Source organism: Streptomyces sp. AHA2 (assembly GCF_036857595.1).
Classification (GTDB): domain Bacteria; phylum Actinomycetota; class Actinomycetes; order Streptomycetales; family Streptomycetaceae; genus Streptomyces.
The window spans coordinates 768,866-782,844 of the sequence record NZ_JAUQWJ010000001.1; the positions used below are offsets into that span (position 1 = coordinate 768,866).

Genomic DNA, 13,979 nt, shown 5'->3' on the forward strand with positions numbered 1-13,979 from the left:
GTGGGGAGATCGAGGTGGGGTTGCGCGAGGTACGGGGCGCACGGGTGTTGCGGGGATGCGCCCGGATTCTGGCGGGCCGCTACCGTCTGGACGCGCTGATCGGTTCGGGCGGCGCGGCGGACGTCCACCGCGGGTTCGACCTGCGGCTGCGCAGGCCGGTCGCCGTGAAGGTCTTCCGCGCCGGAACCGGCTTCGACACCGAGGAGGCCCTCCGCAGCGAGGCCGTCATCCTGGCCCGGTTGCAGCATCCGGGGCTGGTGACCGCCTTCGACGCCGGACGCCACGACGGCGAGGCCTTCCTCGTCATGCAGCTGATCGACGGGCCCACCCTGAAGTCGCGCATCGCCGAGGGGCCGTTGACCTGCCAGGCCGTGGCCGGACTCGGTGCGGCACTGGCCGACGCCCTGGCCCATGCCCACCAGGCGGGCATCGTCCACCGGGACGTCAAGCCGTCCAACATCCTCCTGGACCCCGCGGGACGGCCGCACCTGACGGACTTCGGCATCTCCCGGCTGTTGGACGCGACCACCCGCACCGCCACCGGCACCCTGACCGGAACAGCGGCCTATCTCTCGCCCGAACAGGTACTGGGCCGACCCGTCGGACAGCCCGCCGACATCTACGCCCTCGGCCTGGTCCTCCTGGAATGCCTCACCGGCCGACTCGAGTACGACGGCGGCCCCCTGGAAGCCGCCATAGCGCGCCTGCACCGCCCACCCGCGATCCCGGACTTCCTGCCCGGTGCCTTCGCGAGCCTCCTCGGGCGCATGACGAGCCTGGAGGAGCACGACCGGCCCACCGCGGACGAGAGTTCCCAGGCGCTGGCCCGTCTCGCCGGAGCGGACGCGGCACGCCCGGTCGCGTCCGCTCCGCGGCGCGCGCTGAGTGTCGTGCCTCCCACGGTCGCGGATCAGGCGGACGGCACCCACCGGAACCTGTCGCCGGCGGTGCAGGCACACTTGGCCCCGATCGCCTCACCCGACGCTGCCGACGCGCAGTCCCGGTCCGCTTCCAGGCGCGGCCGTCTGCGAACCGGTGGTGTGGCGGCCGCACTTGCCGCCGTGGTCGCGGCCGGAGTGGTGATGGCCGACGGCTTCTCGCACCACGACGCCGCCGGGGAGGCGGCTCCGTCGGCCCCCGGCCGGGACGGCTCGTCACGGCCTCGGGACTCCGCCGTGCGCCACGAGGACACGTCCTCCGCGTCGGCGACGCCGCCTTCGGCCAGTCCTTCCGTTTCCGCCCGTCCGGCGCGCGACCCCGCCCCCACGCGTGCCGCTGACGCACCCTCCTCCGGCTCGGAGCAGGCCGACCGGCTCTCCCCGGCGTCCGGTACGCCCGAGCGGCCCCGGGGCGAGAAGGCCGCGACGGGAAAGACCAAGGGCCAGGGCCGGCCGCCGGCGCACGCGCGATCGAAGCAGCACGGCAAGAAGCCGGCACACGCCAGGTGACGAGCCGGGGCGCAGGCAGCCGCGGTGATCTCCCGCGCGGACGTCGGGCCCACCCGGCCCTCCGGCCCGCTCGGCCGCCCGGGTCCGCTTGCCCACCGGCCCCGCTCCGCCCCGCCGCGGTGGGCGCGCCCGCCGGGAGGGTCCCGCCGGGCGGCGCCGCGGACGAGAGGTCAGCCGGTGCCGACGGAGAGCACCAACTTGCCCCGGGTGCGCCCTTCCCTGCTGAGCCGCCAGGCCTCGGCGGCGTCCGCCAGCGGGAGGACCCTGGCGACCGGGACGGTCAGGCGCCCCTCACCGGCCAACCGGCCCAGCTCGCTCAGCTGCGCGGAATCGGGCCGCACCCACACGTAGTGGCCTCCGTGGGCGGCGACGGCCGGGTCGACGATCGAGGCCAGTCGGCGCGGATCGTCGAGCAGGCCCAAAGACACCTCCACGGCCTCCCCGCCCACGAAGTCGAGGGCGGCGTCGATGCCCTCGGGAGCCAGCGCGGCCACGCGCTCCGCCAGGCCCTCCCCGTACGTCACCGGCTCGATGCCCAGACCGCGCAGGAACTCGTGGTTGTGTTCGCCGGCCGTTCCGATGACCCGGGCCCCGCGGGCCACGGCCAGTTGGGCGCCGAGCACCCCCACCCCACCGGCCGCGGCGTGCACGAGGACGGTCCAGCCGTCGCGCACTCCGACACGGTCCAGGCACTGCAGGGCCGTCAGCCCCGCGAGCGGCATGCCGGCCGCCTCCTCCCAGGACAGCGAGGCCGGCTTGGGCGCCAGCATGCGGACATGGGCCGACACCTCCTCCGCGTAGGCGCCGAGCTGTGCGGTGTCCTTGCGGATGTAGCCGAAGACCTCGTCCCCCTCGGTGAACTCGCTCACGTCGAAGCCGACTTGCTCCACGACACCGGCGACGTCCCAGCCGGGGATCAGGGGGAAGCGGGTCTCCATCAGGGAGTCCAGGGCGCCCCCGGCGAGCTTCCAGTCCACCGGGTTCACACCGGCGGCCTTCACCCGGATGAGAACCTCACCGGGTGCGACCTTGGGCCGTGGCTGCTCGGTCAGTTCGAGATCGTCGCCGGTTCCGTACTGCGTGAGTGTGATGGCCTTCATGAGAGTCGAGCATACATGCGGACGCGGTTAACGGGTGGTGGCAAATTATGCGCACGCATATGTGTCGGTTGGGGACCGGCTGGCGCCTCGTGGCTCACGCGGTCCGGAGATGCGCCCGGTCCGGCCTGCCGCGATCGTGGAAGCGTCGGAGCACCGCCCTCATACCGCGACGGGAACGTGATCGTGGACAAGTCGCAGCTCAGCCAGATGACCGCTCGACGTGCCGCCGATGCCCCGGACGGCGGGCCGCTCGACACGGACGACATCGGCCGGATCCTGGATCTGCTCTTCGGCACGGTCGAGCAGGCGGGTGCCATCGCCGAGGCGCTCAAGGCGCAGGAGACCGTCACCCTGGGAAGCTTCGGCAGCTTCCGGGCGGACGACGGCACGGTCACGTTCCGGCCGGGCACGGCACTGACGGAGTACCTGCGCGATCAGACCCGGTGACCGGTCCACAGGACCGGCCGCGCGGCGGCCCCGCTGCACTGACTGGTCCGGCCCTGCCGCCCCTGCTCCGGCTCCCCGTCGGCTCGCAGCACGGCCGGAGGCGTCCTCAGTCCACCGCGTCCACGAGATGCGCTCCGTCGTTGCGGACGTTGTTGACCGCCGTGGAGACGGGGCGCGCCCGCAGGTTCCCGTCCGCGGGCCGGGTGAGCAGCTCGCGCAGGTCCTCGGTGTCCTGGTGGCCGGGGTCGAGCCAGGCCGCGTAGTGTTCCGGACGGAGGGCGAGGGGCATGCGCGGGTGCACCCGGCCGGCCGCGTCGGTGGCCTCGGTGGTGATGATCGTGCAGGTCATGAGCCAGGCGTCCGGATCGTCGTCGTTCCGGACATCGGGGTTGCGCCAGTACTCGTACAGGCCCGCCATGGCCATCACCTGCCCGTCGGCGGGGTGGATGAAGTACGGCTGCTTGCGGGTCCTGCCCGTCGCCTCGTCCTTCACCTGCTCCCATTCGTAGAAGCCGTCGGCGGGCAGCAGACAGCGCCGCTTGGCGAAGGCACGCCGGTAGGCGGGCTTCTCGTGCACGCTCTCGACCCGGGCGTTGATCATCCGGGCACCCGCCTTCGGGTCCTTCGCCCACGACGGCACCAGACCCCACCTGAGCGCCCGCAGCTCTCGCCGGACCTCGTGCTCCCCGTCCCGCGCGGCACGCTCGAGCACCGCGTAGACCTGGTCGGTCGGCGCGACGTTCCAGCTGGGAGCGAGCGTCTCCTCGGGGCGCCAGTCGGTGACGTCGAAGAGCTTGGTGAGGTCCTCGGGGGCACGGGTGGAGGTATAGCGGCCACACATACCGCCACTGTGCCACGCCGCCGCAGCCCCGGGTGCGGATACCGCCGCAGTGGCGTGTGCCCGAAACGGCCGGGCGGCGGCCGGCCGTCCGCGCGCCGAGGGGGCAGAATCGTCCGCGTGGAACCACAGCGGTCACCGGAGCGGACTCCGGACGGGCACTTCGTCGTCGTCGGGGGGAGGAGATGGCGGGCCACCGATCCGGCGATCCCCGAGGAGATCGCCGCGCGTCTTCGCCGTCACCTCATGTCGGCCCGTCGCGCGGTGCGCTCGGCCACGAGCGCCGCGGACGCGCACGCCGAGCGGACGGCGCGCGCACGCGTGAACCAGGCGAAGATCGCGCTGGGTGAACGGGGCGCCCCCTGGTGGGACCAGACCGCGGACGAGCGCCGACGACGCTGGGAGCAGGGTCTTGCCCGCCTCGAGGAGGAGGCGCAGGACTGAGCCGCGCCGGCGGTACGGCCGTGTGGGCTGCTCGTGCGCGCTCCGGCCGGGTGACCTGGAGGTTCCGGGACTCAAAGACCCATGGAGGCGATTTCGACGGGGGAGCGGTGGGAAGCGGCGGCGGTGACCCCACAGGCCCGGTACGTCCGGTTCGCGCGGCCCGCGCCGAAGTGGTCGCGCACCTGCTGCCAGCAGCCGACCCCCACCGCGTCCGGCCTGCTGTCGAGTGACCACTCGCGGCCGCGGGGGCGGTCCGAAGACCGCACGAGGGGTGCGGCGCGGTCAACGGAGACAACTCGCCGTCGACGTGGAGGAGGTGGAACAGGGGCGCGGACAGCCGGCTCGGCGGACCGCGGCCCCTGTCCCACGACCGCCGTGCGGTCGGCTTCCGGCCCTCAGCCCTTGAGGCCCGACCGGGAGACGCCCTCGATGACCCAGCGCTGGGCCACGACGTACAGCAGCAGGACGGGCACGCTGGCGATCACGGCCCCGGCCATCAGCAGGTCGTAGTGGATGCTGTTGGCGTTCTGGAAGTTGGCCAGGCCCGCGGGCAGGGTGAGCGACTCGGGGCTGAGCAGCACGTACAGCGGCCACAGGAAGTCGTTCCAGTTGGCGAGGAACGACAGCATGCCGAGCGTGGTCAACGCGGGTTTGGACAGGGGCAGGACCACCTTGACGAAGATCTGCCACCGGTTGCAGCCGTCGAGCTCCGCGGCCTCCTCCAGTTCGGCCGGCACGGTGAGGAAGAACTGGCGGAGGAAGAACACCCCGAACGCGCCGGCCGCACCCGGGACGATCACCGCGGGCAGACTGTCCACCCAGGCCAGCTCGTTGACGATCAGGAAGTTCGGGATGAGCAGGACCATGGGCGGCACGAACAGCGTCGCGACGATCGAGGTGAAGAACACCGTCCTGCCCCTGAACCGCATCCGCGCCAGGGCGTAGGCGGCCGGGGTCGCGGTGACCAGGACCAGGGCCGCGTGTGCGGCGGCGGCGAGGACGCTGTTGGCGAGCCACCGCAGGACCGGGCTGTCGGTGGCGGTGAGGATCTCCCGGTAGGCCTGCAGCGTGGCGGGGGAGGGGAACCACTGCGGATCCGTGGACCCGGCGGCCTCCCCGGTCTTGAAGGAGGTGACCACCATGTACGCGAGCGGGCTCAGGTAGAGCGCCGCCACGACGGCCAGGACCAGGTGGAGCAGGGAACGGCGCAGACGCCGCGTGGCCCCGGGGGGCGGCCCTCCCGCCCGGCTCCGCCCGTCGGAGACGGCGTGTCCGGTCGGCCGCCACTGCTTGGTCTGCGTGTGGGTCATCGTCCCTCCTGACGTTCGCGGAAGACACGGAAGACCACCGCGCTGGCCGCCATCAGGGCGAGCGCCAGGATGAAGCTCATGGCGGACGCCGACCCCATCTCGAAGCGCCGCAGACCCGTCTCCGCGATGAGGAAGATGGCGGTCTTGGTCTCGTCGGCGGGAGCCCCGCCGGTGATGATGTAGGACTGGCCGAACATGTTGGCCGAGGCCAGCAGTGTGGAGTTCACGACGAACAACGCGACCGGCCGCAGCCCGGGGAGTGTGACGTGCCGGAAGCGCTGCCAGGCGCCGGCCCCGTCGACCTTGGCGGACTCGTAGAGTTCGGCCGGGATGTCCTGCAGACCGGCCAGGTAGATCACGGAGTTGAAGCCGAGCGTCCACCACACGGTGACCAGGACCAGGGCCCACCAGGCGGCCGGGGTGTCGGTCGTCCACTGGATGTCGTCGGGCAGACCGAGCAGCCCCAGGTAATGGTTGACCAGGCCGATGTTGCCGTCGAGCAGGAACCGCCACAGGAGGCCGACGACGGCGACACCGAGGACGTACGGAGCGAAGTAGACGGCCCGGTAGAGGTTGCGGCCGCGGAACCTGCCGTTCATGAGCAGGGCGGTGAACAACGGCACGATCAGCAGCAGGGGCGTCGAGAGCAGGGTGAAGATGCCCGTGGCGCGCATGGCCTGCCAGAAGCGAGGCGCGTCCACACTGCCCGGGTCGAACAACTCCCGGTAGTTGTCGAGTCCCACGAAGGGCTTGGCGGGCAGGTTGATGTCCCATTGGTGCAGGCTGATCCACAGTCCGTAGCCGATGGGGATCACCACGAAGGTGAGGAAGAGCACCAGGTACGGTGCCATGAACACATAGGGTGTCCACCACTGGTAGGAGCGTGGGACGGCCCGGACCGCGGTGGGGTCCGCGTCCCGCGCTCGCGGGTCCTTCGTGGCGGACGGGGTGGTCAGCCGTCGCACCGGGATCGCCTCACTTCGCGTACTTCTGCTTGTTGTCGGCCAGGATCTTGTTGGCGGTCTTCACCCCGTCGGCCAGTGCGTCGCCCGGCGACTGCTGGCCCAGAACGGCCTTCTGGACGGCCAGTTCGAGTGCCTTGCTCTGCACGTCGCCCAGACCGGGGAGGGCCGGCAGGAAGCGGAAGACGTCGACGTCGCGGGCGAGCGGGGTCTGCGGCAGACGGGACACCTCGGGAGTGGCGCGGACGCTGTTGCGGGCCGGGATCATGCCGGCTCGAGCCCACTCCGTGGAGCGCTCACTCATGTAGTCGATGAAGAACTTCGCGGCCTGCACCTTGTTCTTGTCCCGCCCGGCCTGGGACGTCAGGACGAAGTTGTGGCTGGCCGTCCACACCGCGGGCGTGGATCCGATCGTGGGCAGGGACGACATGTTCCACTTGATCCTCCCTGCGGTCGACTTGAGGTCGTTGATCTGCCAGATGCCGTCCCAGGTGAAGCTGACCTTGTCGTTCTTGAAGGCGTTGTACTGGGAGTCCTGCGCGACCTGTGCGGGGCTGTAACCCTTGCGGATCTGCTCGGTCATCCAGGCCAGCGCCTCCTCGCCCGCGTCCGAACCCCACAGGGCCTCGGTGCCCTCCTCGTCGTACAACTCCCCGCCGAACTGCCACAGCAGGCTCATGAACATCAGGTGCGCCGGCCACTTGTTGGGCATCCAGAACGGCTGGGCGATGCCGGCGGACTTCAGTTCCTCGAGCGCCTCCTCGTAACCGGCGCGGTCGTCCGGGGCCTTGTCCAGCCCGGCCCGGGTCAGGTGCCGCGCATTCCAGTAGTCGGCCAGGCAGTGCACGTCGAGGGGGACGCTGTAGCGCTTGCCGTCGTAGATGCCGGCCTGCCACACCGCCGGGATGAAGTCGGACTCGCTCAGCTTCAGGGCGGAGACGACGTCGTCCAGCGGCATGAGCGTGCCGCGCACGGCGAACGTGGCGATCTGGTCGTTGTGGATCACGGCGATGTCCGGGCCCTTGCCCGCGCTGATGGCGGTGGGCATCGCCGGGTAGAGGTCCTCCCAGCGCCGGGTGGTGTTCTTGACGGTGATGCGGCCCTCGTACTTCTTGTTGAACGAGGCGAGCATGGCCTGCATGTGCGGGCCGTCGCCGCCGGTGAAGCCGTTCCAGTACTCCAGGGTGACCTCGGGGCCCTTGTACTCGTCGCCGCTGAAGGCGGGGGCGTCGTCGGTGCCGTTCTGCCCGGCACCCACCTTGGTGCCCCCGCCGCACGCCGTGAGGACACCGGCCGCCGTGACACCGGCGGCCGCGCCGAGGAACGTTCTGCGGTGGACGGGGGACGAGGGGGAAGCGGTGCTGTGCGTCATTTCCTGCTCCTGGGGTGGGAATGAGATGGCGTGGGAGCGGCGGTGCCCCGGAGGGCTCAGGCCGCGGAGAGGCGGATCATGCTCCAGCTCACCGGGGGGAGATCCGCGCTGAGGACGTGGTCGTCGATCTTGGTGCCGCTGACGTCCCGCGGCCGGACCCGGTCGGGGGCGGCCTCGGTGTTGGCCGCCGCTCGGTCCGCGTCGTGCAGGATGACGTGCTCGGCGACGCGGTGCCGGGGGAACGCGCGCAGATCGACGGAGAGGGCCAGTTCCTCCCGGGCACTGCGGTTGACCGCGAAGAGCACGACCTCACCGCTGTCCTCGTCGTGGGTGGCGGTCGCCCACAGGGCGGGAACGGGGCCGTACTTGGCCGTGTCGACGAGCGGGGAGTCCGGCTCCACGCGCAGCACGGTGCCGCGGGCGTGGCGGGCCGTGCGGGCGAAGGGGTGGAAGATGGTCTGGCGCCACGCGGGACCACCGGGCCGGGTCATGATCGGGGCGATGACGTTGGCGAGCTGCGCCTGGCAGGCGGCTCCCACGCGATCGGCGTGCCGGAGCAGGGTGATCAGCAGGCTGCCCACGACGACGGCGTCGGTCACGTCGTAGACGTCCTCGATCAGCTCGGGCGCTTCGCGCCAGGGCAGGGAGGACTCGCCGCCGAAGCGGTGCTGGTACCAGACGTTCCACTCGTCGAAGGACAGCTTGATCTTCTTGTCGCTGCGTACCCGTGCTCCCACGTGGTCCGCGGTCGCGGTGATCGCGGCGATCATGCGGTCCATCTCCTCGCCGCTGGCCAGGAACGAGTCGACGTCACCGTTCTCCGGCTGGTAGTAGGCGTGCAGCGAGATGTAGTCGACGAACTCGTAGGTGTGCTCCAGCACCGTCGCCTCCCACGCGGCGAAGGTGTCGATGTAGGCGTTGGAGCTGCCGCAGGCGACCAGTTGCAGATCCGGGTCGAAACGCTTCATGGCGCGGGCGGTCTCCGCCGCCAGGCGCCCGTACTCGTGCGCGGTCTTGTGGCCCATCTGCCAAGGGCCGTCGAGCTCGTTGCCCAGGCACCACATGCGCACGTCGTGCGGCCGGTCCACGCCGTGCGAGCGGCGCAGGTCGGACAGGGCGGTGCCCTGCGGGTAGTTGGTGTACTCCAGCAGGTCGAGCGCCTCGGCGACGCCGCGGGTGCCCAGGTTGAGGGCCATCATCGGCTCGACTCCGGCCTTGCCGGCCCACGCCATGAACTCGTTGAGCCCGAAGGCGTTGCTCTCCAGGCTCCGCCACGCGAGATCCAGCCGCCGGGGCCGCTCGGACACCGGTCCGACCCCGTCCTCCCAGCGGTAACGGGAGACGAAGTTGCCGCCCGGGTAGCGCACGGTGGTGACACCCAGTTCCCGCACGAGACCCAGGACGTCGGTGCGGAAGCCGTCCTCGTCGGCGGCCGGATGCCCCGGCTCGAAGACACCTGTGTAGACGCACCGGCCCATGTGCTCCACGAAGGAGCCGAACAGCCTGCGGTCGACGGTGCCGACCTCGAAGGCCGGGTCCAGAGTGAGTCGGGCTGTGACCATGCGGGGGAACTCCCGGGGGTGCGACGGAGGGGAAGCCGGCTGCGGCCGCCGCCCGTACCGCCGCCGCGGACAGGGGCGGAACGGAGCGACCACGGCACACGCACGCCATCGGTGCGTCGCTTGTGGGAGTACGATTACATCGTTGAAACAGCGTCGTAAAGTGGTCGGACGACAGTTGCTCGAATCGTGGCCGTGACTGCGGCGGGGCGAACGGTGACCGCAGCGATCAACCCCTGTGCCAGGGTGGTGCTCGCCGCGTGAGTGAAAGCGCCGGGAGGCGCAGTGGAGGTGATCTGGTGGCAGCCAGTCTCAAGGACGTCGCAGCCCTGGCCGGAGTCTCGGTGAAGACCGTGTCGAACGTGGTGAACGGCTACACCTACGTCGCCCCACCGACCCGGGAGAAGGTCGAACGCGCCCTGGCGGAACTGGACTACCGCCCCAACCTGTCCGCCCGCAACCTGCGCCAGGGACGCACGGGTGTGGTCGCCCTCGCCCTGCCCGAACTCGACGCACCGTACTTCGCGGAACTGACCCGTTTCGTCATCGACGCGGCGACCGAGCGGGGCTGGACCGTCGTCATCGAGCAGACGGACGGGCGGCCGGAACGCGAACGGCAGGTCCTCGAAGGGATCCGTGAGCAGCGCATCGACGGCCTGATCTTCAGCCCGATCACGGTCGGGCGCGACGAGCTGGCCGACCGCGACGACTCCACCGCGCTGGTCCTGCTCGGCGAGCGGATCTTCGAGGGCCCGACCCACCACGTCGCCATCGACAACATGCGCGCGGCGAGGGAGGTGACCGAGCACCTGCTGTCGCTCGGGCACACCCGCATCGCCGCGATCGGGCGTCAGACCAGCCCGAACGCCAACACGGCCCACCTGCGGCTGGCCGGTTACAAGGAGGCACTTGCCTCAGCCGGACTGCCCTACGACGAAGCGCTCGCACCGCCGACCGACTCCTACCACCGCAGGGACGGCGCGCAGGTCATGGCGCGGCTCCTGGCCCTGGACGAACCGCCGCAGGCGGTCTTCTGCTTCAACGACCTCCTGGCACTCGGCGCCCAGCGCACCGCACTCGCCCAGGGCCTGCGCATCCCCCAGGACGTGGCGCTCGCGGGCTTCGACGACATCGAGGACGGCCGCTACAGCACGCCGACGCTGACCACCGTCTCCCCGGACAAGGAACAACTCGCCCGCGTCGCCGTCGAGATGCTGGAGCAACAGATCTACGGTTCCCGGCACACGGGCAGCCGCCCGCTTCCGCGGGAAGTGACGGCGGCACACAGGTTGCTCGTGCGGGAGAGCACCAGCGGCCGGGGTTCGGGGTGTTAGCCCCCGGGCGGACGGGGCACTCATGATCGCGCCCGGGCTGCTTGCAGCCCTTCGTTCACCAGGACCGAGGAGAGTGCCTCATGACGACGGCCCGCGAGATCATGACCGAGAGTGCCGAGTGCGTCGGCGCCGAGGAGAGCGTGCTCGACGCCGCCAGGAAGATGACCGAGCTGGGCGTCGGAGCCCTGCCGATCTGCGGCACGGACGACAAGCTCAAGGGCATGCTGACCGACCGGGACGTCGTGGTGAAGGTGCTCGGCGTCGGCAAGGACCCTGCCCAGGTCAAGGCGGGGGACCTGGCTCAGGGCGAGGCGGTCACGATCGGTGCCGACGACGACGCCGCGGAGATCCTGCGCACCATGACCGAGCACAAGGTCCGCCGTCTGCCCGTCATCGACGGCCACCGCCTGGTCGGCGTGGTCGCCCAGGCGGACGTCGCCCGGGCACTGCCGGACCCGAAGGTCGGTGACCTGCTCCAGGCGCTCTCGACGGACTGACGCACCGTGCGCCGGCCCGCGGGCGGCTCGTCGTGCGCGAGGGCGACGACCCGCCCGTGAGCCCGGGCGCCGCCGAGCGCCGTGGAGAAATTCCGAGGCGCCGGCGTCGGTTCTCTGCGAGCATGCGTCGCCGTGGAGATCAACGACGTCGTCGTTCGCCGTGCGGCCGGCTCCGACGCAGCCGCGGTGGCGGACGTGTGGCTGCGTTCCTTCGCGGCGGCGCTTCCGGACGTGCGCCGGGCGCACACGGACGACCAGGTCCGGGCCTGGGTGCGGGACGTCCTGGTACCCGGCGAGGAGACCTGGGTGGCGACCGTCCGGGGTTCGGTGGTCGGGATGATGGTGCTGGGCGACGAGGACCTGGACCAGCTGTACCTCCATCCGGCCTGGCAGGGCCGGGGTATCGGAAGCCGCCTCGTGGACCTCGCCAAGCGGCTCCGCCCCACCGGCCTCCGGTTGTGGACGTTCCAGGTCAACGCGTCGGCACGCCGTTTCTACGAGCGGCACGGCTTCGTCGCCTGCGAGTGGACCGACGGCCGCGGCAACGAGGAGCGCGAGCCGGACGTCCGATACGTGTGGCGCCCTGACGCGTGAGGGCGTGAGGACCGGCCGACGTCCTTCTCCCTGCCTGCCCGGTGCGCGGGAAAAACGATGGGCTCGGGTCGCTGTCGCCTGTACTCTTCCGCGGTGGACATGACCGGACAGCCCCTCTTCTGTGACGTCGAACTGGCCGCGCGCATCGAGCGGGCCGAAGTGGAACTCATCACGAACGGAAGCGCGGCCGCACATCGCCGCAACGGAACGGGATCGGGCTTCCTCGAACCCGTCATGGGAGGAGTGGCGTCGTTCGCCGAGGACGACTCGCCCCTGAACAAGGTCGCCGGGCTCGGATTCGGCGGCGTACCGGACGACGGCCTGCTCGACGGGATCGAGAGGGCTTTCGCCCGTCGAGGGGCTCCCGTACAGGTGGAGCTGGCCCACCTCGCCGACCCGGAGATCGCTGTCAGGCTGACGGAACGTGGATATCGCCTCACGTCTTTCGAGAACGTCCTCGGGTTCCCTCTGTCCGGTGAACACCGGCGCCGGCAACCCGAGGGAATCGAGATCAGGACCAGCGGCGACGAGGAGTTCGAGGAGTGGCTCGAAGCCATCGCGAACGGGTTCGCGCACCCTGACACACAAGGGGTCGCTTCGCATGAGGAGTTCCCGCGCGAGGTGATCGCCGCAGCGATCCGTGATCTCGTGAGTGCCGCCGGCATGAGGCGGTACAGCGCGGTGCACGAGGGCGCGGTGGTGGGAGCCGCCAGCCTCCGTACGACCGACGGGATCGCTCAGCTGACGGGAGCCGCCACCGCACCGTCCCACAGGCGCCGGGGTGTGCAGAGCGCCCTGCTGGCGGCCCGGCTCGCGGACGCCGCCGCAGGGGGCTGCGACCTCGCTGTCGTCACGACCCAACCCGGCTCGAAATCCCAGCAGAACGTGCAACGCCAGGGGTTTCACCTGCTCTACACCCGCGCCGTGCTCGTGAAGCAGGCCGGCATGAGCCACAGCGCCTGAGCGGAGGCACGCCCGGCCCGCTCGTACGGACCACTGAGCCGCTCTGGGGAGCCGGGAGTTCAGCCGGCCGGGCACCGCGCCGCCCCCGCGCCACCGGGGTCGTCGATTCCCAGCGCCACCAACCGCAGGTCCGCTTCCGGCCCGGCCGCACGGAGACGGTGTCCGGGCACCCGCGCGATCCGCGCCGCCAACCCCTCCAGGTAGGCCCGCACCGTCACTCCCTCGGCCGCGGCCGCCGCGGCCAGGCGGTCGTACGCGGCGGACGAGATGCGAAGGTCCCGCTCAGGCACCGGTGGGCCGCCTCCCCTCCGCCAGCAGATCCAGCAGTTCCTCGGCCCACGACGGGTCGTAGCGGTCGAGGCGGGGCACACCCCCCTTGTCGGGGTCGCTCGTCCACCGGACGTGTGCGCCCGGGTTGTGGGCCGCGTACCCTCCGGGCGCGAACAGGTGCGGGCTGCCCTGGACGTCCGGGCCCTGGGCGACGCGGAACTGCTCGTAGACCTCCGCGCGGCCGGCACCCCGCTCGATCGCGCGGGCCAAGGCGCGTTCGTCGACGTGCTCACACCCTGCGGCGACGTCGAGGATCTCGGAGGGGATGCTGAGGCAGCGGCTCTCGACGTAGAACGCGTGACGCAGCGCGGCGTCCAGTTCGTCGCTGCCGCGCAGCCCACCGACGGAGGGGTCCTTCGCGGCCTGGACCGCTTCCATCGCGGGCAGCATCGTCGAAGGGTAGTCGTACTCCCGGCCGGCCCACAGGCGCCATCCCAGGTCGGGACGGTGTGCGGAGATCACCACGATCTCGGGCTCCACGATGAACTTGGGCGTGGGCTGGTGGTTGAACAACTCCAGCGGGAAGGCCCGGTGGTCGATCAGGAGGTCCTGCCCCCGGGCCCGGGCCGCGGTGCGCAACGTGTGCAGCGCGAGGGTGGCCCAGGGACACCCCAGGTCGGACCAGACGGTGACGGGGGGTGGTTCCGGGTGAGCGCTCATGGTGTCCTCCTCGGTAGCGGGACCACACCGGGGTTCCCGACGTGTGTGCCGCGTCGTGAAAACCCATGGTGGCGCGCGTGCGTTACCCGGCGCCCGATGCCGAAGCTACTTCGTCAAGTCA

15 protein-coding genes are annotated in these 13,979 nt (G+C 71.2%); 7 read left to right on the top strand and 8 right to left on the bottom strand.

The window, feature by feature from the left end; all coding sequences use genetic code 11:
- The first annotated feature begins 14 nt into the window (after positions 1 to 14).
- Entirely contained in the window at positions 15 to 1,448 is a 1,434-nt protein-coding gene (locus tag Q5694_RS03660) for a serine/threonine-protein kinase (RefSeq protein WP_333930494.1), read from the top strand.
- A 170-nt stretch (positions 1,449 to 1,618) separates the two neighbouring features.
- Here Q5694_RS03660 and Q5694_RS03665 read toward each other — a convergent pair whose 3' ends face one another.
- The gene (locus tag Q5694_RS03665) at positions 1,619 to 2,548 is read right to left on the bottom strand and encodes an NADP-dependent oxidoreductase (RefSeq protein ID WP_333930495.1); all 930 of its coding nucleotides are present in this window, start codon (positions 2,546 to 2,548) and stop codon (positions 1,619 to 1,621) included.
- A 183-nt stretch (positions 2,549 to 2,731) separates the two neighbouring features.
- Between Q5694_RS03665 and Q5694_RS03670 the strand changes: the two genes are divergently transcribed.
- Positions 2,732 to 2,995, top strand: coding sequence for a hypothetical protein (locus Q5694_RS03670; RefSeq protein ID WP_333930496.1), 264 nt, complete (start codon positions 2,732 to 2,734; stop codon positions 2,993 to 2,995).
- Positions 2,996 to 3,101: 106 nt separating this feature from the next.
- On the opposite strand, the gene Q5694_RS03675 is transcribed toward Q5694_RS03670, so the two are convergent.
- Complete coding sequence (locus Q5694_RS03675) at positions 3,102 to 3,836, bottom strand: SOS response-associated peptidase (RefSeq protein ID WP_333930497.1); 735 nt, start codon at positions 3,834 to 3,836, stop codon at positions 3,102 to 3,104.
- 117 nt (positions 3,837 to 3,953) lie between these two features.
- Here Q5694_RS03675 and Q5694_RS03680 point away from each other — a divergent pair, with 117 nt between their 5' ends.
- A complete protein-coding gene (locus Q5694_RS03680) occupies positions 3,954 to 4,277 on the top strand; it encodes a hypothetical protein (protein WP_333930498.1) in 324 nt (107 codons plus the stop codon).
- A 395-nt stretch (positions 4,278 to 4,672) separates the two neighbouring features.
- Here Q5694_RS03680 and Q5694_RS03685 read toward each other — a convergent pair whose 3' ends face one another.
- The 4 genes from Q5694_RS03685 to arfA all read right to left on the bottom strand — a co-directional run bounded on the left by Q5694_RS03685 (position 4,673) and on the right by arfA (position 9,483).
- On the bottom strand, positions 4,673 to 5,587 hold the full coding sequence (locus tag Q5694_RS03685; protein WP_333930499.1) for a carbohydrate ABC transporter permease: 915 nt from the start codon (positions 5,585 to 5,587) through the stop codon (positions 4,673 to 4,675).
- A complete protein-coding gene (locus tag Q5694_RS03690) occupies positions 5,584 to 6,438 on the bottom strand; it encodes a carbohydrate ABC transporter permease (protein WP_333930500.1) in 855 nt (284 codons plus the stop codon). Before Q5694_RS03690 ends, Q5694_RS03685 begins: the two co-directional genes overlap by 4 nt.
- A gap of 124 nt (positions 6,439 to 6,562) precedes the next feature.
- Positions 6,563 to 7,921 carry an ABC transporter substrate-binding protein gene (locus tag Q5694_RS03695; RefSeq protein WP_333930501.1) on the bottom strand — a complete coding sequence of 453 codons (1,359 nt, stop codon included), beginning with the start codon at positions 7,919 to 7,921 and terminating at the stop codon, positions 6,563 to 6,565.
- Positions 7,922 to 7,977: 56 nt separating this feature from the next.
- On the bottom strand, positions 7,978 to 9,483 hold the full coding sequence (gene arfA / locus Q5694_RS03700) for an arabinosylfuranosidase ArfA (RefSeq protein WP_333930502.1): 1,506 nt from the start codon (positions 9,481 to 9,483) through the stop codon (positions 7,978 to 7,980).
- 296 nt (positions 9,484 to 9,779) lie between these two features.
- Here arfA and Q5694_RS03705 point away from each other — a divergent pair, with 296 nt between their 5' ends.
- The 4 genes from Q5694_RS03705 (at position 9,780) to Q5694_RS03720 (ending at position 12,868) form a co-directional block, all read left to right on the top strand.
- Positions 9,780 to 10,814, top strand: coding sequence for a LacI family DNA-binding transcriptional regulator (locus tag Q5694_RS03705; RefSeq protein ID WP_333930503.1), 1,035 nt, complete (start codon positions 9,780 to 9,782; stop codon positions 10,812 to 10,814).
- Positions 10,815 to 10,894: 80 nt separating this feature from the next.
- A complete protein-coding gene (locus Q5694_RS03710) occupies positions 10,895 to 11,311 on the top strand; it encodes a CBS domain-containing protein (protein ID WP_333930504.1) in 417 nt (138 codons plus the stop codon).
- A gap of 132 nt (positions 11,312 to 11,443) precedes the next feature.
- Complete coding sequence (locus Q5694_RS03715) at positions 11,444 to 11,905, top strand: GNAT family N-acetyltransferase (protein WP_333930505.1); 462 nt, start codon at positions 11,444 to 11,446, stop codon at positions 11,903 to 11,905.
- Positions 11,906 to 12,004: 99 nt separating this feature from the next.
- Positions 12,005 to 12,868 (top strand): GNAT family N-acetyltransferase, encoded by an 864-nt coding sequence (locus Q5694_RS03720; protein ID WP_333930581.1) that lies wholly within the window; start codon positions 12,005 to 12,007, stop codon positions 12,866 to 12,868.
- 59 nt (positions 12,869 to 12,927) lie between these two features.
- Here the strand turns inward: Q5694_RS03720 and Q5694_RS03725 are convergent, their stop codons facing one another.
- Together Q5694_RS03725 and Q5694_RS03730 are read right to left on the bottom strand one after the other, a co-directional pair.
- Entirely contained in the window at positions 12,928 to 13,158 is a 231-nt protein-coding gene (locus Q5694_RS03725) for a hypothetical protein (RefSeq protein WP_333930506.1), read from the bottom strand.
- On the bottom strand, positions 13,151 to 13,858 hold the full coding sequence (locus Q5694_RS03730) for a DsbA family oxidoreductase (RefSeq protein WP_333930507.1): 708 nt from the start codon (positions 13,856 to 13,858) through the stop codon (positions 13,151 to 13,153). The genes Q5694_RS03725 and Q5694_RS03730 overlap by 8 nt, the downstream gene beginning before the upstream one ends.
- Positions 13,859 to 13,979 lie beyond the last annotated feature (121 nt).

Coding starts and splice junctions, on each gene's coding strand:
- Q5694_RS03665 (WP_333930495.1), bottom strand. CDS start 2,548: ATGAAGGCCATCACACTCACGCAGTACGGAACCGGCGACGATCTCGAA.
- Q5694_RS03675 (WP_333930497.1), bottom strand. CDS start 3,836: ATGTGTGGCCGCTATACCTCCACCCGTGCCCCCGAGGACCTCACCAAG.
- Q5694_RS03685 (WP_333930499.1), bottom strand. CDS start 5,587: ATGACCCACACGCAGACCAAGCAGTGGCGGCCGACCGGACACGCCGTC.
- Q5694_RS03690 (WP_333930500.1), bottom strand. CDS start 6,438: ATGGCACCGTACCTGGTGCTCTTCCTCACCTTCGTGGTGATCCCCATC.
- Q5694_RS03695 (WP_333930501.1), bottom strand. CDS start 7,921: ATGACGCACAGCACCGCTTCCCCCTCGTCCCCCGTCCACCGCAGAACG.
- arfA (WP_333930502.1), bottom strand. CDS start 9,483: ATGGTCACAGCCCGACTCACTCTGGACCCGGCCTTCGAGGTCGGCACC.
- Q5694_RS03710 (WP_333930504.1), top strand. CDS start 10,895: ATGACGACGGCCCGCGAGATCATGACCGAGAGTGCCGAGTGCGTCGGC.
- Q5694_RS03720 (WP_333930581.1), top strand. CDS start 12,005: ATGACCGGACAGCCCCTCTTCTGTGACGTCGAACTGGCCGCGCGCATC.
- Q5694_RS03730 (WP_333930507.1), bottom strand. CDS start 13,858: ATGAGCGCTCACCCGGAACCACCCCCCGTCACCGTCTGGTCCGACCTG.